Annotated in this window: 18 protein-coding genes; 7 read left to right on the forward strand and 11 right to left on the reverse strand. The window is 63.4% G+C overall.

Annotated elements, in window-relative coordinates; all coding sequences use genetic code 11:
- Nucleotides 1–14: 14 nt before the first annotated feature.
- The 6 genes from JV241A_RS15750 to JV241A_RS15775 all read right to left on the reverse strand — a co-directional run bounded on the left by JV241A_RS15750 (nt 15) and on the right by JV241A_RS15775 (nt 6,865).
- Nucleotides 15–1,142, reverse strand: coding sequence for an acyl-CoA dehydrogenase (locus JV241A_RS15750; RefSeq protein ID WP_115087882.1), 1,128 nt, complete (start codon nt 1,140–1,142; stop codon nt 15–17).
- 8 nt (nt 1,143–1,150) lie between these two features.
- Nucleotides 1,151–2,344 carry an acetyl-CoA C-acyltransferase gene (locus tag JV241A_RS15755; RefSeq protein ID WP_115087883.1) on the reverse strand — a complete coding sequence of 398 codons (1,194 nt, stop codon included), beginning with the start codon at nt 2,342–2,344 and terminating at the stop codon, nt 1,151–1,153.
- Nucleotides 2,345–2,362: 18 nt separating this feature from the next.
- Complete coding sequence (locus JV241A_RS15760; protein WP_134063448.1) at nt 2,363–3,130, reverse strand: SDR family NAD(P)-dependent oxidoreductase; 768 nt, start codon at nt 3,128–3,130, stop codon at nt 2,363–2,365.
- A gap of 12 nt (nt 3,131–3,142) precedes the next feature.
- Nucleotides 3,143–4,795 (reverse strand): AMP-binding protein, encoded by a 1,653-nt coding sequence (locus JV241A_RS15765; protein ID WP_115087885.1) that lies wholly within the window; start codon nt 4,793–4,795, stop codon nt 3,143–3,145.
- 116 nt (nt 4,796–4,911) lie between these two features.
- The gene (locus JV241A_RS15770) at nt 4,912–5,928 is read right to left on the reverse strand and encodes an AraC family transcriptional regulator (RefSeq protein ID WP_134063450.1); all 1,017 of its coding nucleotides are present in this window, start codon (nt 5,926–5,928) and stop codon (nt 4,912–4,914) included.
- A gap of 73 nt (nt 5,929–6,001) precedes the next feature.
- Nucleotides 6,002–6,865 (reverse strand): LysR substrate-binding domain-containing protein, encoded by an 864-nt coding sequence (locus JV241A_RS15775; protein ID WP_134063452.1) that lies wholly within the window; start codon nt 6,863–6,865, stop codon nt 6,002–6,004.
- A 112-nt stretch (nt 6,866–6,977) separates the two neighbouring features.
- On the opposite strand from JV241A_RS15775, the gene JV241A_RS15780 reads away from it, so the two are divergent.
- A complete protein-coding gene (locus JV241A_RS15780; protein WP_134063454.1) occupies nt 6,978–8,084 on the forward strand; it encodes a 2-aminoethylphosphonate--pyruvate transaminase in 1,107 nt (368 codons plus the stop codon).
- A gap of 56 nt (nt 8,085–8,140) precedes the next feature.
- Nucleotides 8,141–8,968: a phosphonoacetaldehyde hydrolase gene (gene phnX / locus JV241A_RS15785; protein ID WP_134063456.1), complete on the forward strand. Its 828-nt coding sequence runs from the start codon at nt 8,141–8,143 to the stop codon at nt 8,966–8,968.
- 65 nt (nt 8,969–9,033) lie between these two features.
- Here phnX and JV241A_RS15790 read toward each other — a convergent pair whose 3' ends face one another.
- On the reverse strand, nt 9,034–9,588 hold the full coding sequence (locus JV241A_RS15790) for an NAD(P)H-dependent oxidoreductase (protein ID WP_115087889.1): 555 nt from the start codon (nt 9,586–9,588) through the stop codon (nt 9,034–9,036).
- 150 nt (nt 9,589–9,738) lie between these two features.
- On the opposite strand from JV241A_RS15790, the gene JV241A_RS15795 reads away from it, so the two are divergent.
- A complete protein-coding gene (locus JV241A_RS15795) occupies nt 9,739–9,957 on the forward strand; it encodes a hypothetical protein (RefSeq protein WP_115087890.1) in 219 nt (72 codons plus the stop codon).
- Nucleotides 9,958–9,963: 6 nt separating this feature from the next.
- Here JV241A_RS15795 and JV241A_RS15800 read toward each other — a convergent pair whose 3' ends face one another.
- The 4 genes from JV241A_RS15800 to JV241A_RS15815 all read right to left on the reverse strand — a co-directional run bounded on the left by JV241A_RS15800 (nt 9,964) and on the right by JV241A_RS15815 (nt 14,388).
- Nucleotides 9,964–12,219: an arginine/lysine/ornithine decarboxylase gene (locus JV241A_RS15800; RefSeq protein ID WP_134063458.1), complete on the reverse strand. Its 2,256-nt coding sequence runs from the start codon at nt 12,217–12,219 to the stop codon at nt 9,964–9,966.
- A gap of 78 nt (nt 12,220–12,297) precedes the next feature.
- Nucleotides 12,298–13,044, reverse strand: coding sequence for a DNA polymerase III subunit epsilon (gene dnaQ / locus JV241A_RS15805; RefSeq protein ID WP_275670887.1), 747 nt, complete (start codon nt 13,042–13,044; stop codon nt 12,298–12,300).
- An 88-nt stretch (nt 13,045–13,132) separates the two neighbouring features.
- Nucleotides 13,133–13,579 (reverse strand): ribonuclease HI, encoded by a 447-nt coding sequence (gene rnhA, locus JV241A_RS15810; protein WP_115087893.1) that lies wholly within the window; start codon nt 13,577–13,579, stop codon nt 13,133–13,135.
- A 50-nt stretch (nt 13,580–13,629) separates the two neighbouring features.
- Nucleotides 13,630–14,388, reverse strand: a complete 759-nt coding sequence (locus JV241A_RS15815) for a methyltransferase domain-containing protein (protein WP_115087894.1) — start codon at nt 14,386–14,388, stop codon at nt 13,630–13,632.
- A 79-nt stretch (nt 14,389–14,467) separates the two neighbouring features.
- Here JV241A_RS15815 and gloB point away from each other — a divergent pair, with 79 nt between their 5' ends.
- The 4 genes from gloB to JV241A_RS15835 all read left to right on the forward strand — a co-directional run bounded on the left by gloB (nt 14,468) and on the right by JV241A_RS15835 (nt 20,574).
- On the forward strand, nt 14,468–15,247 hold the full coding sequence (gloB, locus tag JV241A_RS15820; RefSeq protein ID WP_115087895.1) for a hydroxyacylglutathione hydrolase: 780 nt from the start codon (nt 14,468–14,470) through the stop codon (nt 15,245–15,247).
- Between the two features lie 99 nt (nt 15,248–15,346).
- Nucleotides 15,347–16,768, forward strand: coding sequence for a transglycosylase SLT domain-containing protein (locus JV241A_RS15825; protein WP_115087896.1), 1,422 nt, complete (start codon nt 15,347–15,349; stop codon nt 16,766–16,768).
- A 123-nt stretch (nt 16,769–16,891) separates the two neighbouring features.
- Nucleotides 16,892–18,724, forward strand: coding sequence for an extracellular solute-binding protein (locus tag JV241A_RS15830; protein WP_205125915.1), 1,833 nt, complete (start codon nt 16,892–16,894; stop codon nt 18,722–18,724).
- Complete coding sequence (locus JV241A_RS15835) at nt 18,721–20,574, forward strand: extracellular solute-binding protein (RefSeq protein WP_134063462.1); 1,854 nt, start codon at nt 18,721–18,723, stop codon at nt 20,572–20,574. Before JV241A_RS15830 ends, JV241A_RS15835 begins: the two co-directional genes overlap by 4 nt.

A 20,574-nucleotide genomic window follows, 5' to 3' on the forward strand; every position in this document is an offset into this window, starting at 1 on the left:
GCAAGCTGCTCCCTTCAAAGATTGCGCGCAATGACCATGCGCTGAATATCGCTGGTGCCTTCATAGATCTGGCAGACCCGCACATCGCGGTAGATGCGCTCCAGCGGAAAGTCGCTCAGATAGCCATAACCGCCGAGGGTCTGCAAGGCGTCCGAACAGACCTTTTCGGCCATTTCCGAGGCGAACAGCTTGGCCATTGACGCTTCGACCAGGGCCGGACGCCCGGCATCGCGCAGCGCCGCAGCATGCAGGACCATCTGCCGGGCCACGGCAACACGGGTAGCCATGTCGGCCAGGCGGAAGGCCACGGCCTGATGTTCGATCAACGGCTTGCCGAAGCTTTCGCGCTCGCGGGCATAGTCACGGGCCACCTCGAAGGCGGCGCGGGCCATGCCCACCGATTGCGAGGCAATACCGATCCGGCCGCCTTCGAGGTTGGCCAGGGCAATCTTGTAGCCTTCGCCCTCCTCGCCCAGGCGGTTGGCTACCGGCACGCGCACGTCGTCAAAGACGATCTGGCAGGTGTCGGAGGCGTGCTGGCCGAGTTTGTCTTCAACCCGCGCCACCTGGTAACCCGCTGAATCGGTGGGCACGATGAAGGCGCTGATGCCGCGCTTGCCGGCCTCGGGGTCGGTGACTGCAAACACGATGACCACGCCAGCGTTCTGCCCGGAGGTGATGAACTGCTTGCAGCCGTTCAGCACGTAATGATCGCCGTCACGCCGGGCGCGGGTCTTCAGGCTGCTGGCATCGGAACCGGCTTGCGGCTCGGTCAGGGCAAAGGCGCCGAGCATGGCGCCGCTGGCCAGCGGTGTGAGGAACTGCTGCTTCTGCTGGTCGTTGCCAAACTTGAGGATGGGCACGCAGCCCACCGAGTTGTGCACGCTCATGATGGTCGAGCAGGCACCATCGCCGGCGGCGATTTCTTCCAGAGCCATGGCGTAGGCCACGTAACCGGTGTCGCTACCGCCCCACTGCTCCGGCACCAGCATGCCGAACAGGCCCAGCCCGGCCATCTCCTCGATTGCCTCTTTAGGGAAGCGATGTTCGCGGTCCCATTGTTCGGCAAAGGGCCGTAGGCGCTCCTGGGCGAACTGGCGGACGGCGTCGCTGATTTGCTGTTGTTCGTCATTGATTAGCATGGTGCACCTCAGTACAGACACTCGACGGCCATGGCCGTGGCTTCACCGCCGCCGATGCAGATCGCTGCAATGCCACGATGCAGGCCTTTCTGGCGCAGGGCCGCCAGCAGGGTGACGAGGATGCGCGCGCCCGACGCGCCGATCGGATGGCCCAGGGCGCAAGCGCCACCATGGACGTTGACCTTGTCGTGCGGCAGGTCCAGGTGCTTCATCGCCGCCAGGGTGACCACGGCAAAGGCTTCGTTGATTTCGAACAGATCGACCTCGGCCAGGCTCCAGCCAGTGCGCTTGATCAGCTTGTCGATGGCGCCGATCGGTGCGGTGGGGAACAGCGCCGGGGCATCGGCGAACGCCGCGTGCCCATGGATCACCGCCAACGGCTTCAAACCTTGCTGCTCGGCCTGGGAACGGCGCATCAGCACCAGCGCTGCAGCACCATCGGAGATCGAGCTGGAGTTGGCCGCGGTCACCGTGCCGCCGTCGCGGAAGGCCGGCTTGAGCTGAGGGATCTTGTCCAGGCGAGCCTTGGGCGGCTGCTCGTCGTCGCTGACCAGGCGCTGGGTCTTGCCCTCGGTCACTTCGACCGGGACGATCTCGCTGGCAAAACTGCCATCCTTGATCGCCTGCTGCGCGCGGGTCAGCGAGGCAATGGCGAAGTCATCCTGCTGCTCACGGGTAAAACCATTGTTCTCGGCGCAGTCCTCGGCAAAGGTGCCCATCAGGCGGCCCTTGTCGTAGGCGTCTTCGAGGCCGTCGAAGAACATGTGGTCGATGATCCTGCCGTGGCCCATGCGGTAGCCGCTACGGGCCTTGTCCAGCAGGTACGGGGCGTTGGACATGCTTTCCATGCCGCCAGCCACAACCACATCAGCGCTGCCGGCCAGCAGCAGGTCGTGGGCCATGATCGCCGCCTGCATGCCCGAGCCGCACATCTTGTTCAGGGTGGTGCAGGTGGTGCCCTTGTTCAAACCGGCGCCCAGGGCCGCCTGGCGCGCTGGCGCCTGGCCCAGGCCTGCCGGCAGTACGCAGCCGAACAGCACCTGTTCGACGCTGTCAGGCGCTACCCCGGCACGCTCGACAGCGGCGCGGATGGCCGCAGCACCCAGTTGCGGCGCGGTCAGGCTTTTCAGGTCGCCCTGCAGGCCGCCCATGGGCGTGCGCACGGCGCTGACGATTACGATCGGATCATTGGCGAGTGTCATGATTGTCTACTCCGAAAATTACTTGGCAGCCATGCGCAAGGCGCCGTCAAGACGGATCACCTCACCGTTGAGCATGCTGTTTTCAATGATGTGGCGGGCCAGCGCAGCGTATTCCTGCGGGCGGCCCAGGCGTGGCGGGAACGGTACTCCGGCCGCCAGAGAATCGCGCACTTCCTGGGTCATGCCGGCCATCATCGGGGTTTCGAAAATGCCCGGTGCGATGGTCATCACACGGATGCCGAAGCGCGCCAGTTCACGGGCCGCAGGCAAGGTCAGGCTGGCGATCGCGCCCTTGGAGGCGGCGTAGGCGGCCTGACCGATCTGGCCGTCGTAGGCGGCAATCGAGGCGGTGTTGATGATCACCCCACGCTCACCATCAGCGCCCGCTTCACCTTCGGCCATGGCTGCAGCGGCCAGGCGCAGCAGGTTGAAGCTGCCGATCAGGTTGACGTTGATCACCCGGCTGAAGCTGTCCAGGCCATGGGGGCCATTCTTGCCCAGGACCTTTTCGGCGCCGACGATACCGGCGCAGTTGATCAGGCCATGGAGACTGCCGAACGCGGCAACGGCGGCATCGACCGCGGCCTTGGCGGCGCTCTCCTGACTGATATCGGCAACCGCAAAGTGCGCCTTGCTACCCAGCGCCTGGGCCTTGGCAGCGACCGCCTCGGCATTGAGGTCGACCAGCATCACCTGGGCTCCAGCCTCGATGAGCATCTGTGCGGTAGCGGCGCCCAGCCCGGAAGCTGCGCCGCTGACGATGAAGTTCTTGTTGGCAATCTGCATGATGGTCGTTCCTCAGGCGCTGGCAGTCGAAGCCAGCGCGGCTTGTTGTTTGGCTATTTCCTGGTTGCGCAGGATGAAACGCTGCAGCTTGCCGCTCGGGGTCTTGGGCAGCTCGCTGACGAATTCGATTTCCCGTGGATAGGCGTGGGCATACAGGCGCTGGCGGACGTGCTGCTTTAGTGCCTCGGCCAGTTCTTCGCTGGGTTGCTGAGCGCTTGCCAGCACCACGAACGCCTTGATCAGTTCGGTACGCTCCGGGTCCGGTTTGCCAACCACGGCGGCCTCGATCACCGCCGGGTGTTCGATCAGAGCGCTCTCGACATCGAACGGCCCGACCCGGTAGCCGGAGGTGGTGATCACATCATCACTGCGGCCAACGAAGCTGATACTGCCATCGGGGTTGAGCTCCACGGTGTCACCGCTCAGGTAGTACCTGCCGACGAAGGCTTTGGTCGGCAAACCGTGGTAGCCAGCAAACCAGCACAGCGGCGACTGCTCGCGGTCCACGGCGAGAATGCCCGGCTGCCCGGCTGGCAGTTCATTGTGCTGCTCATCCAGCACCACGATACGGTGGCCGGGAATGGCAAAGCCGGCCGCCCCCAGGTGCACCGGGTGCTCCAGGCCGTGGTGGTTGCACAGCACCATGCCCAGTTCGGTCTGCCCGTAATGGTCGTGGATGGTCACTCCCAGCTCGTCGGCAAACCAGCGGATCACTTCCGGGTTGAGCGGCTCGCCGGCACTGCTGACCACCCGCAGGCGGCCCTTGATCGGCGCGCTGAATTCGCTGCCGGCAGCGATCAACAGGCGATAGGCGGTGGGCGAGCCCGCCAGGTTGCTGATCGCGTACTTGTTGATGACCCGACAGGTACTTTCGACGCTGAACGGTCCATCGAAAAAGGTAGTGGCATGGCCCAGGGCCAGCGGCCCGGTCACGGCGTAGTAAAGCCCGTAGGCCCAGCCAGGATCAGCAAGGTTCCAGAAGTTGTCTTCAGGGCGCAGGTCGATGGCATCGCGCATGTAGCCCTGAAAGGCGACGATGGCCCGCAGCGGCACTTCCAGCGGCTTGGCCGGGCCGGTAGTGCCGGAAGTGAACATCAGCAGGAACGGTGCGTCGCCCCCCAGCAGCACCGGCTCGCAATGATCATCGGCTGCTGCCAGCGCCATGTGAAAGTCGATATCGCTGGCGTCGTTGGCGGCACCAACACAGATGATTGTCGGGCAGTCATGGACCTCGTCGAGCTTGCTGCGATTGAGCGGCTCGGTGACCACCACCTTGGCCCCGGACTGTTCCAGCCGGTGTTCGATAGCCTTGGGGCCAAAAGCGGTGAACAGCGGCTGGTAGACTGCGCCCAGGCGCCAGGTGGCCAACACGGTGATCAGCAACTCGACCGTACGCGGCATCAAGCCGGCAACCCGGTCGCCGGCGCCTACACCCTGAGCCCTGAGCACATTGGCCAGGCGCGCGGCAGATTGCTGCAGTTGCTCGAAGCTGTACTGGGCGCTGCTACCCTCGCGGCCTTCGCAGTTCAGTGCAATACGATTGCCGCCGACATGCCGGTCGCAGCACTCGACGCAGGCGTTGAGCGCTTCAAGGCTGCCTTGCAGGGCAGCCGCAGCGGTATGCGGGTAGTTGAATCCTTGCGCCGCGGCACGGTAATCACGCATCGCCAGACTCCTCGTTTTTTATTGTTGGAATAAAACGATTGATCTGAAGATAGTCGCGCCAGACACCTGCCGGGACAATGGTCAAAGCTGTCAATCTGGATGACTGGTTTGGCCAGTCAGATGTCGTGGGGCAGGATCAGGCTGCGGTAATGACCGGGGTTGGAGCCGGTCCACTTGCGAAAGGCTTTGTAGAACGAGCTGGTGTCGGCGAAACCCAAGCGCGCGGCAATCTCGGCGAAACCGACCTCGGCTTCTGCCAGCCAGGTGATCGCCAGCTCTTTGCGCACGCTGTCCTTGAGGGCTTGGTAGGTCGTGCCCTCTTCGGCCAGGCGCCGGCGCAGGGTCGAGGCCGATATGCATAGTTGCTGGGCCAGCGCTTCGGTTTCCGGCCACTCCCCGGCTGGCAACCGACGCAGCGTTGCCTTGATACGCCGGGCCAGGCTGTCCGGGTCGCGGTACTTGACCAGAATGTTGGCCGGTGCCTCGGCCAGAAAGCGTTGGAGCTCTTCCGGCGTGCGCTTGAGTGGCAGGTCCAGGCAATCGGCGGCGAAGATCATCCGCGTGCGTGGACGGCCGAACTGCAGGTTTTCCGAGAACATCACCCGGTAGTCGTCGCAGAACGGCGGCTCGGCACAGCGCAGCTCGATGGCCAGGATCGGAATGCGCCGCCCGGCCAGCCAGCAGGCCACGCCATGCACGATCATCCAGAAGGTGAAGTAGGTAAAGGGCCTGCGCGGCGCATCCTGCGGCTCGCCGATGACAATTTCCGCGAGGCTCTGCTGGCGCACCAGCACCGGCTGCAGATGCTCGAGCATCAGCCCGAGAAAAGTCAGGGCGGTCTCGAGCCCTGCACCCAGGGTCGGCTGAGCCATAGATGAGCGACAGAGAAAGGCCAGGCTACCCGTGCGCAGGCCGCGTGGGTCCATGCAAAAAAATTCATCGTGGCAACGCCGGGCCAGCAAACGCCAAAGCTGCGCATAGGCGCTGGCCGGTACCCGCGCCTGGGCCTGGTCCAACTGCGCCGGGTCGATACCGACGCGATTGAGCAAGGCCTGGCTCGGCGCACCCGGCGCGCAACTTTCCAGCAGCGCTTCACGCACCAGTTGCATGGAGATGGTGTCTTTCTCCGCCATCAGCAGTCTTTCGCCTTGCCCGTCTTGTTTGACCGCCATCTTAGAGGCCCGCCCGGAAAATGCCAGCACCTCCTCATACCACCGGCGCCAGGCTGAGAAACGCCTGGATCAGACGCAGTTCGCGACGCCGTTCCAGGCAGCCGATCATGTGCTGGTTGACCAGCCCCGCTCCGGCAATGGGCCGCGCCACCACCCGCGGGTCATGGCTGATTTCCATCGAAGATACGATGCCAATGCCAAGCTCGGCCGCCACGGCTTCAGTCACTGCTTCGCGGCTGTCGAGCTCCAGCAGCACCCGCGGCTGAACACCGGCCTCACTGCAGGCCTGATCGAACGTGCGGCGGGTGATCGAGCTGGGTTCGCGCAGCACCATGATCTGTGCGTCCAGTTCCCTCAACTGCAGCTCACCTGTACTGCCCGCCCAAACGTGCCCGGCCGGTAGCAAAGCGCAGATCCGTGAATCACCGAGGCTTTGCAGGTACAGGCCCTTGCGCGGTTCGACTTCGGTCAGGACCGCCACGTCGGCATGCTCGCAGAGCAGCGCCGCCAGGGTTTCCTGGGCGTTGCCCAGGCGCAGGTTGACGGTGATGCCCGGGTAAGCCGCACGCAGTTGCGCCAGCATCGGCATGACCCGGTGCGGGCCGTCAGCGGCCACTTCCAGACGCCCGGTGAGCAACTGCCGGTTGGCCTCAAGCATCACCTGCGCTTCTTCGACCAGACCGAACATGGCGCGGGTGATGGCCGCCAGGCGTATGCCCTCCTCGGTCAGTTCTACCCGCCGGGCGGTGCGGCGCAGCAGGGTGATCTGGTAATGCTCCTCCAACGCCTTGATATGCCCGGTCACCGCCGGCTGGCTGATGAACAGGCGGTTGGCGGCGCGGGTAAAGCTGCCCTCACGGGCCACTGCATCGAAGGCGCGGAGCTGGAACAGGTTCATATCTATCGGCCTGACTTATGGCTGGCATAACAACAAACAATTTGATTGATAGCGCACGGAATTGCAACTTAGGCCCCGTAGATTCAGCCCACCGCTTGTGAGGATTACCGGAATGAGTAACGCCCCTATCCTGCTGACCCCCGGCCCCCTGACCACCTCGGCCCGTACCCGCCAAGCGATGATGGTCGACTGGGGCTCCTGGGACCGCGATTTCAACCAGCTGACCGCAAGCCTCTGCGAGCAACTGCTGGCCATCGTCAACGGTGCCGACAGCCACCACTGCGTGCCCCTGCAAGGCAGCGGCACCTTTGCCGTTGAAGCCGCCATCGGCACCCTGGTGCCTCGCGACGGCAAGGTCCTGGTGCTGATCAATGGCGCCTATGGCCAGCGCCTGGCGAAGATCTGCAAGGTGCTGGGGCGCGCCTACAGCACTTTCGAAACCGCCGAAGACGAGCCCACTACCGCTGCTGACGTCGATCGCCTGCTGGCCGCCGATAGCAGCATCACCCACGTGGCGTTGATTCATTGCGAAACCAGTACCGGCATTCTCAACCCGCTGCCTGAGATCGCCCGGGTTATCGCCGGCCACGGCAAGCGCCTGATCATCGATGCCATGAGTTCGTTCGGCGCCTTGCCGATCGATGCCCGCCAAGTGCCGTTCGATGCCCTGATCGCCGCCTCAGGCAAATGCCTGGAAGGCGTACCCGGCATGGGCTTCGTGTTTGCCAACAAACAGTCGCTGGCCACCGCCGCAGGCAACTCACCGTCGCTGGCCATGGACCTGCAGGACCAACATGCCTACATGGCCAAAACCGGCCAATGGCGCTTCACCCCGCCGACCCACGTGGTGGCGGCGCTGCACGAAGCCTTGTTGCAATACAACGAAGAAGGCGGCCTGCCCGCGCGTCATCGGCGTTACGCCAGCAACTGCAAGACCCTGCTCGACGGCATGGCCGCCATCGGTTTGCACAGCTTCCTGCCAGCCGAGATCCAGGCGCCGATCATCGTCACCTTTCATGCCCCGAACGATCCGCGCTACCAGTTCAAGGACTTTTACGAGCGGGTCAAGGCCAAGGGCTTCATCCTCTACCCGGGCAAGTTGACCCAGGTCGAAACCTTCCGCGTCGGCTGCATCGGTTGCGTTGGCCCGGACGGCATGCAGGCTGCGGTCAACGCCATCGCCGAGGTCCTGCGGGAAATGGAAGTGCTGGACATCTGACACCTCGAATTCTTTCTACCTGATCAGCGAAACCACCCGCTCAAGGAACCCTGAACATGAACTACAGCAACCCGACACACCTGCAAGCCGCGATCCTCGACTGGGCCGGCACCGTGGTCGACTTTGGCTCCTTCGCCCCGACCCAGATCTTCGTCGAGGCCTTCGCCGAATTCGATGTCGAGGTGTCCATCGAAGAAGCCCGCGGCCCGATGGGCATGGGCAAGTGGGACCACATCCGCACCCTGTGCGACCAGCCACAGATCGCCGAGCGCTACCGCAAGGTGTTCGGCCGCACGCCGACCGATGCTGACGTCACCGCCCTCTACGAACGCTTCATGCCCCTGCAGATCGAGAAGATTGCCGTGCACTCGGCGCTGATCCCAGGCGCCCTCGAGACCCTGACCGGGCTGCGCAAAGATGGCCTGAAGATCGGCTCGTGCTCGGGCTACCCGAAAGTGGTGATGGACAAGGTAGTGGAGCTGGCCGCGCAGAACGGCTACGTGGCCGATCATGTGGTGGCTACCGACGAAACTCCGAACGGCCGCCCATGGCCGGCCCAGGCCCTGGCCAATGTGATTGCCCTGGGGATCGATGATGTCGCCGCCTGCGTCAAGGTCGATGACACTGTGCCGGGCATCCTCGAAGGCCGTCGTGCCGGCATGTGGACGGTGGCGCTGGTGTGTTCGGGCAACGCCCTGGGCCTGACCTACGAAGGTTACCGCGCCCTGGCCTTGGAGACGCTCGACAGCGAGCGCAAGCGCATTCATGCGCTGTTCGAAGGCTCGCGCCCGCACTACCTGATCGACACCATCAACGAGTTGCCGCAAGTGATTGCCGACATCAACAAGCGCCTGGCGCGAGGCGAGATGCCGCAGGCGGTGTAACCCCACCATCGCGGGGCAAGCCCGCTCCTACAGGTAGGAGCGGGCTTGCCCCGCGATTAGCTGCCTCACTTCTGGTGACGCTCGACCCACACGGCAAACTTGTCGATAAAGGTCTGCAGGAATGGCCGGGTCTTCTCCGACAGCTTGCCGTGCTCATCGAACAGCGTCCCTGCCCCGCTGATGTACGCTTCCGGCTGCTGCATGCACGGCACATCGAGGAACACCAGCGACTGGCGCAGGTGATGGTTGGCGCCAAAGCCGCCCACCGCCCCCGGCGACACGCTGATCACCGCCCCCGGCTTGCCACTCCAGGCGCTCTGGCCATAAGGCCGCGAGCCCACATCAATCGCATTTTTCAATACCCCCGGCACCGAGCGGTTGTACTCCGGGGTCACGAACAGCACCGCATCACTGCTGCGAATCTGCTCGCGGAAGGTCTTGTAGGCCTGTGGCGGATTGGCGTCGATATCTTCGTTGTACAAGGCCAGCTCGCCGATTTCGACGTTGTGCAGCTTGAGGTTGGACGGCGCGAGCTCCGCCAGCGCACGGGCGACCTTGCGGTTGAGGGATTCCTTGCGCAAGCTGCCGACGACGACGGCGACTGAGTACACCTGGCTCATGGCAATTTCCTGACGTGGAGAACAAAGGGAGTTGTAGGTATAGATGATCCCGTGCGGCCCTGAAGTTTTTTTCCAGGCGGGCAAAACTTACCAGGCAAAACAGTGGTCTATGCCTGACAGATCCTTATTTCTTCAGAGGTTGCACGGTAAATGACAGCAGTACTGGTCGGACAGTTTCATGCACGGGACGCAGAGGGCCGCATCTATCCCGTTCATGAGTTCCAGGAAGCCACCCTGCAGGCCGACGGTAGTGGCGCACCCCTGCCGATTACTACCTATAGGCTGGCAATCGGCGACCGGGTCAACCACCTGGGTGAAGATCGCTTCGAGCTGGTACAGAGTGGTGTGGAAATCATCCGTATTCCCTGACCCTGCTCACACCTTGATGCAATCGACGGTATAGACCCGCCCCTGCGCTGTGGTTTCATGCTGCAGCCCATGCACATCCGCGACAAACCCGGGAAAACCGCTGTCAAAGGCGGCGGCAAAAGCCAGGTAGTCGATGATAGAACGCGTCGCCTCGGTAAAGCGCTCCCCCGGCATGATCAACGGAATTCCCGGCGGATAGGGCACCAGCATCACGGCAGCGATTCGCCCGAGCAACTGCTCGATCGGTACCGCTTCGACCTCCCCGCGCACCATCCGGTCATAGGCATCGGCGGGTTTCATCACCACTTCAGGCAAGCGCGTGAACAGCCGTTTGAGCTGCTTGGCAGTGGCATTACTGCGGTAACAGGCATGCAGTTGGTCACACAAATCCCGCAGCCCCAACCCTTGGTAGCGCACAGGATCGAGACCGGCGACACAGGACAGGCTTTCGAGTAAATCGGTATTGGCATCGTAGTTACGCTTGAACTCGAGCAGCTCGGTCAGCAGCGTGCTCCATTTGCCCTTGGTGATGCCCATCGAGAACAGCACCAGGAAGGTGTAAAGCCCGGTCTTCTCCACCACCAGGCCGCGCTCCCAGAGAAACTTGCTGACCACCGCGGCCGGAATCCCGTGCTCGCTCAAGGCACCGCCGGCGCTGAGGCCCGGCATCACCAGGGTGACCTTGATCGGGTCGAGCAGCACGTAGTCGTCACTGACATCGCCAAAACCATGCCAGTCGGCCTGGGGCTGCAGCAGCCAGTCTTCGGTCTTGACCTGCCTTGCACCCTCACCCAGCGGTGGCTGCCAGATGCTGAACCACCAGTCATCCGCAGCCATGTGCTCACGCAGGTTGGCCATGGCCCGGCGAAAGCTCAGCGCCTCATCGAACATTTCCTGCAGCAAGGAGCGCCCGGCCGGGCCTTCCATCATCGCCGACGACACATCCAGCGAGGCGAGGATGCTGTACTGCGGCGACGTGGAAATGTGCATCATGAAGGCTTCGTTGAAGCGATCGCGGTCCAGCTGCCGGGCACCGCCGTCCTGCACATGGATCATCGAAGCCTGGCTGAAGGCCGCCAGCAGCTTGTGGGTCGAATGCGTGCTGAACACCAGCGGGCTGTCGGCGCTGCGCGAAGTGCCCATGGCGTAGCGCCCGCGGAAGAACTCGTGAAACGCCGCATAGGCATACCAGGCCTCATCGAAGTGCAACACCTCGACACTGTTGCCCAGTTCCTGCTTGATCAGCTCGGCGTTGTAGCACAGCCCGTCGTAGGTGGAATTGGTTACCACCGCCAGCTTGACCTTGGGCGGGCGACCCCGGGCCAAAGGATTGGCCTGGATCTTGGCCTGGATCGATACCGGGCTGAACTCACTCAGCGGGATCGGCCCGATGATGCCCAGCTCGTTGCGTTCGGGGCACAGGTACAAGGGGATGGCCCCGGTCATGATGATCGCGTGGACCACCGACTTGTGGCAGTTGCGGTCCACCAGCACCAGGTCATCACGGCCGACCATCGAGTGCCAGACGATCTTGTTGGCGGTCGAAGTGCCGTTGATCACGAAGAAAGTATGGTCGGCGCCGAAGTTCTTTGCCGCCCGCGCCTCGGCAGCTGCCAGGGGCCCGGTGTGGTCGAGCAGCGAGCCCAACTCAGGGACCGACACCGACAGGTCCGAGCGCAGGGTGTTCTCCCCGAAGAACTGGTGAAAGGCCTGGCCGACCGGGCTTTTGCGATAGGCCACGCCACCGCCATGGCCGGGAGTGTGCCATGAGTAGTTCGATTGCGCGGTGTGCTGCACCAGCGCTTTGAAAAACGGCGGCAGCAGGCCATCCAGATAACTGTGCGCAGCCCGCGCCACCTGGCGGGCGAGAAACGGCACGGTGTCTTCAAACAGGTAGAGGATGCCGCGCAGCTGGTTAAGCTCACTGATGACATCGGCGGGAGCATTCTCCAGGGTCACCTGCTCGCCCAGGGCGAAGATCGGCAAGTGCGGTGCGCGCACCCTGGCCAGGCGAATCAGCTCGACCATGTTCTGTAAAAGGTGGGTATTTTCGCCAGCACCTTCGGCGGCAATCAGCATGCACGCCAGGCCATGATGGGTCGCGGCGACCAGGCGGCCTTCGGCGTAATCGACGGCCGGCAGGATGGTGAAGCCGTCCTGGGCCAGCTCCTGGGCAATACCGCGAACACGCTCGCCTGCGACCGTATCGGCCTTGATATCGCGATGCACGATCAGGACGGGGAACTTGAGGTCCTTGTACATGGGCGGGCGCTTCCTCCGGGTAACAGCTTTGTCACCTCAGGGTAGAAGGTCGCCAGCGCCCCTGCGCGGCAAATTGCCTCAGTTTGCTTCGGACAGCTGCTGCCACAGCGCCGGGCCACCGGCTGACTTGGCAATGGCCTCCAGACGCGCCATGTGCAGTTCAAGCTCCTGCTCGGTGGCGCGAATGATCCGCCCTGGCTGGCGGCTGGCGGGCAGGCGGCGGATCTCGCTGCCGCGGTTGTCGTCACCCTCTTCCTCACCATCGGCACCATGCCCGGCAAGCGACAGGCTGGTCTGGCCACCGGTCATGCTCAGGTAGACGTCGGCCAACAGTTCGGAGTCGAGCAGTGCGCCGTGCAGCTCACGGCCGGAGTTGTCGACGCCATAACGTTTGCACAGCGCGTCGAGGCTGTTGCGCTGTCCCGGATGGCGCGAGCGGGCCATCATCAGGGTGTCGAGGATGGTGCAGTGCTGGGAGATGTCGGCGCGGTCGTGCTGGCCGAGCAAGGCGAATTCGTTGTTGATGAAGCCAACGTCGAACGCCGCGTTGTGGATGATCAGCTGGGCGCCCTGGATGAACTCGAAGAACTCATCGGCGACTTCGGCGAATCGCGGCTTGTCGAGCAGGAAGGAGTCGGTGATACCGTGGACGCCGATGGCCCCCTCGTCACTTTCGCGGTCCGGCTGCAAATAGACGTGGAAGTGCCGTCCGGTCAGGCGCCGCCCCATCAGCTCGACACACCCGATCTCGATGACCCGGTGTCCGTCAGTCACCGGCATACCGGTGGTTTCGGTGTCGAGGACGACCGACCTGTTGTTCTGAATCTCCACGCCGATGGTCTCCTGCCGCGTACAGTCTGGTGAAAAGCCGGCCATTCTACCTCAGCTCAAGGAGGAGTGGCGGCCGGTGTGCTCAGCGCAGGCCACGGACCTCGTCAACACCACGGTTGGCCAACTGGTCGGCGCGCTCGTTGCCATGGTGGCCAATGTGCCCGCGTACCCATTTCCAGGTCACCTTGTGACGGCCAACCTGCTCATCGAGCAACTGCCAGAGGTCGGCATTCTTTACCGGTTCCTTGGCGGCTGTTTTCCAGCCGCGCTTCTTCCAGTTGACCATCCATTCGTTGATGCCTTTCATCACGTACTGGGAGTCGGTGACCAGCAGCACTTCGCACTCGCGCTTGAGTGCTTCCAGGCCCTTGATCGCCGCCATCAGTTCCATGCGGTTGTTGGTGGTCTCGCGTTCGCCGCCCCACAGTTCCTTTTCGACGCCCTTGCATACCATCAGCACGCCCCAGCCGCCCGGGCCAGGGTTACCCTTGCAGGCACCATCGGTGAAGATCTCGACGCTATCGCTCATTTACAGCCTTTTCATCAATGATTTGACCCCGTGCCCTTGGGGCCCGGAGCTCAGGGTTCGGAATGGCGCCGGTTGACCTTGGCCATCGGCAGCGGCAGCAGCTTGCCCATCGGCTCACGGCGCTCCAGGCGCAGGGGCCGCAAGCCGACCACCATCTTGCGCGCCACCAGCAGGTAGACACCGCCACCGGCACTCTGCCAGCCACCGGCGATCCGCTCCCAACCGGCCAGGCGCTGTTGCCAGGCGGGGGATGCGAGCGGCGGACGATAGCACCCGAAGCGGCGTTTCTCCAGCGCGAAGCCCAGCAGGTTGAGCCAGTCGCCAACCCGCGACGGGGAAATGCAGCGCGCCTTGCGCAGGGCATCATGGGCAAACACCCGGCGCACGCCCCAACTGCTCCAGGGGTTGATACCGACGATCAGCAGATGGCCGCCCGGGCGCACGCTGCTCGCGGCTTCACGCAGCAGGCCATGGGGTGACAGGCTGAAGTCCAGGCCATGCTGCAGCACCACGACATCGGCGGCATGCTCGCTCAGTGGCCAGGCCTGTTCTTCGCAGACAATCTCGACCCCGGGCAGCGGCGCGCCCAAGCGCACGTTGCGCTGCACCTGCGGGGCCTTGGGCGGCGCTTCGGCGCAGGGGCCGTAGTGCACCAGGTAACCACCGAAGTAACGCCCCAGTTCTTCCTCGAGCAGGCGTTGCTCCTCCTTGAGCATAAGTTGCCCGAGGGGGCCGGCGAACCAGTCGCGGGCCAGGCTGATCAGCTCCAGCCACTGCGGATCGGCCTGGGCGAAGGCTTGATCGGTCATTGCAGTCTCCCTTGAAGGTTCTCGACAGCGCGCATAGCTACTAAGATGCACCCATGTCCACCGTTTGGCGAATCGCACCATGATACAGATCGATGCCCTGCCCGCTTTCAACGATAACTACATCTGGTTGTTACAAGATTCTGCCAACCAGCGTTGCGCGGTGGTCGATCCGGGCGATGCAGCACCGGTACTGGGCTGGCTTGAACGCCATCCCGGCTGGCAACTGAGCGACATCCTCGTTACCCATCACCATCACGACCATGTCGGTGGCGTCGAGCAGCTCAAGGCGCAAACCGGCGCCACCGTGTACGGCCCTGCCCACGAGCGCATCCCCGGCCGCGACCAGGCCCTCGACGACAACGCCAGCGTGCGCGTTCTGGGTCTGGATTTCCAGATCATCGCCGTGCCTGGACACACCCTGGGACACATTGCCTATTATTGCCAGCAGACGGCCACGCCCGTGCTGTTCTGTGGCGATACCCTGTTCGCCGCCGGTTGCGGGCGCCTCTTCGAAGGCACGCCGGAGCAGATGCACCACTCCCTGCAACGCCTGGCCGCCCTGCCTGGCGAGACCCTGGTGTATTGCACTCACGAGTACACCCTCAGCAACCTGCGCTTTGCCCAGGCCGTGGAGCCTGGCAACCCGCACATTGCCCAACGCTTTGCCGACGTTACCCAGTTAAGGGCGCAGGATCGCATCACGTTGCCGTCAACCCTGGACCTGGAAAAGCTGACAAACCCTTTCCTGCGGACCACCGAAACATCCGTTAAAGAAAAACTAGACGAACGGAATGGCCCGATAAACCCCACGCCAAGTGCTGTTTTTGCTGGGTTACGTGCTTGGAAAGATAGGTTCTAAACAGCCCCTGCTGGTGACGGAAAGTTCTGAAAGGTTGACCGTTGGGGGGCCGCTTTCTAGAATCGCCCGACATTTTTGCCCGGAACTTCGTCCCAGCCAATGTCGTCCAATAGCCGCAGAACCTTCAATTCCGTCGCCCTGACGCGCCTGGCCCAAGCCAGTGCGCTAGCCCTGGCCGCCACTCTCGTGGGCTGCCAGAGCACCCGTCAAGTCGACGAATCCGACAGCGTTCGCGCGCACAACTACCAGGCACGGGCCAAGCAGAAACCGCTGATCGTACCGGTCAAGCCGGTCGAGCAGGCGCCTCAGGACGTCTGGGAACGCATGCGCCAGGGCTTTGTGCTGCAGGACGGCGTTGCGGTCAACCCGCGTATCGAACAGCAGCGCCTGTGGTTCGCCAGCAACCCCTCGTTCCTCGAGAACGCCGGCGACCGTGGCAGCCTGTACATCCACTACATCGTCGAACGCCTCGAAGAGCGCAACATGCCGCTGGAGCTGGCCCTGCTGCCGGCGATCGAGAGCGCCTACAACCCCATGGCCTATTCGCGGGCCCATGCGGTAGGCCTGTGGCAGTTCATCCCCTCCACCGGGCGTTACTTCAACCTGCGCCAGACCCGCTTCTACGATGGCCGTCGCGACATCACCGCCTCGACCAACGCCGCGCTGGACTACCTGAACCGTCTGCACGACATGTTCAACGGTGACTGGCTGCTGGCCCTGGCGGCCTACAACGCCGGTGAAGGCACGGTCAGCCGCGCCATCGAGCGCAATGAGAAGCTCGGCCTGCCAACCGACTACTGGAACCTGCCGCTGCCGAAGGAAACCCGCGACTACGTACCCAAGCTGCTGGCCCTGTCGCAGGTGGTGATGACACCGCAGGCCTATGGCGTCAACCTCAACCCGATTGCCAACGAACCCTACTTCGAGGCCGTGGCGATCAAGGATCGCCTCGACCTGTCGCGAGTCGCCGCCCTGGCCGAGATCGACGAAGACGAACTGTTCCAGCTCAACCCGGCGTTCAAGAAGCGCATGACCGTCGACGGCCCGCAGCAGCTGCTGGTGCCGACCGCCAAGGCGCAACTGCTGACCGCCTCGCTGTCGAACATGAAGCCTGAAGAGCTGCTCAGCCTGCAGCCGAAAAAAGCCGTATTCGAAGCCGCCCTGGCCGAGGCTGCGCCGCGCACCACCACGATCCGCAACAGCCGTTACCGGGTCAAGCGTGGCGACAACCTGGCCAGCATCGCCAAGGCCAACAAGGTCAGCGTCAAGGACCTGCAACGCTGGAACAAGCTCTCCGGCAAGAACCTCAAGGCCGGCCAGACCCTGGTGATGCAGAACGCCCAGCCGGTTGGCGCGAAGAACCAGAAGAAATCCACCCAGTACAAGGTGCGCAAAGGCGACTCGCTGTACCTGGTGGCCAAGCGCTTCAACGTCGAGATGCAGCACCTCAAGCGCTGGAATCCACGCAGCGGCCACGCCCTCAAGCCGGGCCAGACCCTGACCGTCTACCTCAACCATTGAGGTCCGCGCTCCGGTCAGTGACCGGAGCCGCCTGCCCCGCCCCACGCGGCACTCTTTTTCCAGTCGATACAAGCTGTTACTGTAGCTGGAATAAAGCCCAAGCCGCCTGGATCGGATCTCGACTTGATACGTCCCCTCCTGTTGCTGTCACTCAGCCTGGCCTTGAGCTTTCCCGCGGGCGCGACAATCAGCGAAAGCCACGGTTACGCCCAGTTCGGCACGCTCAAGTATCCAGCCAAATTCACCCACTTCGACTGGGTCAATCCGCAAGCGCCCAAGGGCGGCACCTTGCGGGCCATGGCATTTGGCACCTTCGACACCCTCAACCCCTATACCTTCAAGGGCTCAAGCCCGGTCACCACGCCGAACTTCCTGCAGTACGGGGTGAGCGAGCTGAACGAAACCCTGATGGTCGGCACCGGCCAGTACGACCCGTCCGGCGATGAGGCCACGTCCAGCTATGGCCTGATCGCAGGCTCCGTCGAATACAGCGACGACCGTAGCTGGGTGGTGTTCAACCTGCGCCCCGAGGCGCATTTTCACGATGGCAAGCCGATCACCGCCGCCGACGTGGCGTTCTCCTATCGCACCCTGCTCAAGGAAGGTCACCCGATCTACCGGACCAACCTGCAGGAAGTACAGCGCGTCGACATCCTCAACCCGCGACGCATCCGCTTCGTCTTCAAGCGCGCCGGCAATCCGCTGCTGATCCTGCGCCTGGGCGAGATGCCGGTGCTGCCGGCGCATTACTGGAAAGGCCGCGACTTCAAGGCCACCACCTTCGAGCCGCCGCTGGGCAGCGGCCCGTACCGCATCACCCAGGTGCAGCCGGGGCGGCGCCTGGTGTTCGAGCGGGTAAAGAACTACTGGGGCAAGGACCTGGCGGTCAACCGCGGCAAGTACAACGTCGACCGCGTCGAGTACGAGTTCTATCGCGACAGCGCGGTGGCCTTCGAAGCCTTCAAGGCCGGCGAGTTCGACATTTACATCGAGCACCAGGCGAAGAACTGGGCCAACGGCTACAACTTCCCGGCGGTACGTCGCGGCGATGTGATCAAGGCGCAGATCCCGCACAAGATCCCGACCCAGACCCAGGGCCTGTTCATGAACAGCCGCCGGGCGACCTTCAGCGATGCGCGGGTGCGTCAGGCACTGGGGTTGATGCTCGACTTCGAATGGACCAACCGCGCCCTGTTCAGCAGCGCCTACCAACGCGCCAGCAGCTACTACCCCAACAGCGAGTTCGCTGCCAGCGGCCTGCCGGTGGGCAAGGAGTGGCTGCTGCTGGCCCCTTACCGCAAGCAACTGCCCACAGCGCTGTTCACCGAGCCGTACAAGGTCAGCCACACCGACGGGCGTGGCATCAACCGCCAGACCCTGCGCCAGGCCCTCGACCTGCTCGGCCAGGCCGGCTGGAAGCTCACAGGGCCGCGCCTGCTCAACAGCGCCGGGCAACCCTTGAAGCTGGAGCTGTTGCTGGTCAATCCGAACCTTGAACGGATCCTGCAACCTTATGTCGAAAATCTCGCCAGTATCGGCATCGAAGCGCGCTTGCGCACCGTAGACCGGGCCCAGTACAAACAACGCCTGGACCAGTTCGATTTCGACATGATTCTGATGACCCTGAACCAGACCCTGAGCCCGGGCCTTGAACAATGGCTGTACTTTCACTCAAGCCAGGCCTCGACCAAGGGCAGCAAGAACTATGCTGGCGTGAAAGACCCGGTGGTCGATCACCTGCTCGACACCCTGCTGGCCGCCCAGAGTCGCGAAGACCAAGTGGCTGCGGCGCGCGCCCTGGACCGGGTGCTGCTGTGGCAGTACTACATGATTCCCAACTGGTATCTCGACAACCACCGCCTGGCCTACCGCAATCGCTTTGCCTTTGTGGCCACGCCGCCCTACACCCTGGGGCTCAATAGCTGGTGGATCAAGCCTTCGGAGAAAGCCCAATGATGCCAATGTCCCGCCTGCGCCTGAAGGCCTGCGCACTGCTGCTGGCCTGCCTTGGCGGCCAGGCACTGGCTGCACCGCAACACGCCTTGACCCTCTACGACGAAGCGCCGAAATACCCGGCCAGCTTCAAGCACTTCGACTACGTCAACCCCGACGCGCCCAAGGGCGGCACCTTTCGCCAGGCCGGCTTCGGCGGTTTCGACAGCCTCAACCCGTTCATCAACAAGGGCGTAGCCGCCGACGACATCGGCCTGATCTACGACACCCTGATGACCCAGAGCCTGGATGAACCTTTCACCGAGTACGGCCTGGTCGCCGGCAAGATCGAAAAAGCCCCGGACAACAGCTGGGTGCGCTTCTACCTGCGCCCCGAAGCGCGTTTTCATGACGGCCACCCGATGCACGCCGAAGACGTGGTGTTCACCTTCAACACCCTGATCAAGCACGGCGCACCGCTGTACCGCGGCTACTACGCCGATGTCGCCGAAGTGATCGCCGAAGACCCGCAGCGGGTGTTGTTCAAGTTCAAGCACAGCAACAACCGCGAACTGCCGCTGATCCTCGGCCAGTTGCCGGTATTGCCCAAGCACTTCTGGGAAAGCCGCGAGTTCACCAAGGGCAACCTGGAAATCCCCCTGGGCAGCGGCCCGTACAAGGTCGCCGAGGTCAAGCCGGGGCGCTCGATCCGCTACGAGCGGGTCAAGGACTACTGGGGCAAGGACCTGGCGGTCAACCGTGGTTTCTACAACTTCGACGAGATGACCACCGACTACTACCGCGACAGCGCAGTCACCCTCGAAGCGCTCAAGGCCGGCCAGTTCGACTACCGCCTGGAAACCGCAGCGAAGAGCTGGGCCACCGCCTATGACGTGCCGGCAGTGCGGCAGAAGCGCCTGATCCTCGAAGAGTTGCCCAACGGCAACCCGACCGGCATGCAGGGCTTTATCTACAACATTCGCCGCCCGCTGTTCCAGGATGTACGGGTACGTGAAGCACTGAGCCTGCTGCTGGACTTCGAATGGACCAACAAGCAGCTGTTCAACGGTGCCTACACCCGCACCCGCAGCTACTTCGAGAACTCCGACATGGCCGCCCGCGACCTGCCCGACGCCGCCGAGCTGAAGATTCTCGAACCGCTGCGCGGCAAGATCCCCGACCCGGTGTTCACCCGGGCCTTTGCCAACCCGGTTACCGATGGCAGCGGCATGATCCGCGAACAGCAGCGCAAGGCCTACAAGCTGCTGCAGGAGGCTGGCTGGCGCATTGTCGACGACAAGATGGTCGACGCCCAGGGCAAGCCGGTGTCCATTGAATTTCTCCTGGCGCAGACCGAGTTCGAACGCATCCTGCTGCCGTTCAAGCGCAACCTGGCGGACCTGGGCATCGACCTGGTCATTCGCCGCGTGGACGTCTCCCAGTACATCAACCGCCTGCGCTCGCGGGATTTCGACATGATCGTCGGCGGCTACCCGCAGTCCAACTCCCCGGGCAACGAGCAACGCGAGTTCTGGCAAAGCGCCGCCGCCGACAATCCCGGCAGCCGCAACTTCATCGGCCTGAAAGACCCGGCCATCGACACCCTGGTCGAGCAGTTGATCAACGCCGACTCGCGGCAAAGCCTGATCGAGCACTCACGGGCCCTGGACCGGGTGCTGCAATGGGGCTACTACGTGATCCCCAACTGGCACATCAAGACCTGGCGCGTGGCCTACTGGAACCACATTGGCCACCCCAAGGTTTCGCCCAAGTACGACATCGGCATCAACACCTGGTGGATCAAGCCGGATGTCGAGCCGGTGGTGCCGCTGAACCCGGCACCCGATGCGCAACCGGCCGAAGGGGCGCAATAG

The sequence above is a fragment of the Pseudomonas sp. JV241A genome (assembly GCF_900275665.1).
GTDB classification, from domain to species: domain Bacteria; phylum Pseudomonadota; class Gammaproteobacteria; order Pseudomonadales; family Pseudomonadaceae; genus Aquipseudomonas; species Aquipseudomonas wadenswilerensis.

Excerpts from the sequence above, each read along its gene's own strand:
- JV241A_RS15775 (WP_134063452.1), bottom strand. The coding sequence starts at position 6,865 with ATGAACCTGTTCCAGCTCCGCGCCTTCGATGCAGTGGCCCGTGAGGGC.
- JV241A_RS15755 (WP_115087883.1), bottom strand. The coding sequence starts at position 2,344 with ATGACACTCGCCAATGATCCGATCGTAATCGTCAGCGCCGTGCGCACG.
- JV241A_RS15770 (WP_134063450.1), bottom strand. The coding sequence starts at position 5,928 with ATGGCGGAGAAAGACACCATCTCCATGCAACTGGTGCGTGAAGCGCTG.
- JV241A_RS15765 (WP_115087885.1), bottom strand. The coding sequence starts at position 4,795 with ATGCGTGATTACCGTGCCGCGGCGCAAGGATTCAACTACCCGCATACC.
- JV241A_RS15835 (WP_134063462.1), top strand. The coding sequence starts at position 18,721 with ATGATGCCAATGTCCCGCCTGCGCCTGAAGGCCTGCGCACTGCTGCTG.
- JV241A_RS15825 (WP_115087896.1), top strand. The coding sequence starts at position 15,347 with ATGTCGTCCAATAGCCGCAGAACCTTCAATTCCGTCGCCCTGACGCGC.
- phnX (WP_134063456.1), top strand. The coding sequence starts at position 8,141 with ATGAACTACAGCAACCCGACACACCTGCAAGCCGCGATCCTCGACTGG.
- rnhA (WP_115087893.1), bottom strand. The coding sequence starts at position 13,579 with ATGAGCGATAGCGTCGAGATCTTCACCGATGGTGCCTGCAAGGGTAAC.
- JV241A_RS15800 (WP_134063458.1), bottom strand. The coding sequence starts at position 12,219 with ATGTACAAGGACCTCAAGTTCCCCGTCCTGATCGTGCATCGCGATATC.
- JV241A_RS15760 (WP_134063448.1), bottom strand. The coding sequence starts at position 3,130 with ATGCAGATTGCCAACAAGAACTTCATCGTCAGCGGCGCAGCTTCCGGG.
- JV241A_RS15790 (WP_115087889.1), bottom strand. The coding sequence starts at position 9,588 with ATGAGCCAGGTGTACTCAGTCGCCGTCGTCGTCGGCAGCTTGCGCAAG.
- JV241A_RS15750 (WP_115087882.1), bottom strand. The coding sequence starts at position 1,142 with ATGCTAATCAATGACGAACAACAGCAAATCAGCGACGCCGTCCGCCAG.
- JV241A_RS15815 (WP_115087894.1), bottom strand. The coding sequence starts at position 14,388 with ATGACCGATCAAGCCTTCGCCCAGGCCGATCCGCAGTGGCTGGAGCTG.
- JV241A_RS15780 (WP_134063454.1), top strand. The coding sequence starts at position 6,978 with ATGAGTAACGCCCCTATCCTGCTGACCCCCGGCCCCCTGACCACCTCG.
- gloB (WP_115087895.1), top strand. The coding sequence starts at position 14,468 with ATGATACAGATCGATGCCCTGCCCGCTTTCAACGATAACTACATCTGG.
- JV241A_RS15795 (WP_115087890.1), top strand. The coding sequence starts at position 9,739 with ATGACAGCAGTACTGGTCGGACAGTTTCATGCACGGGACGCAGAGGGC.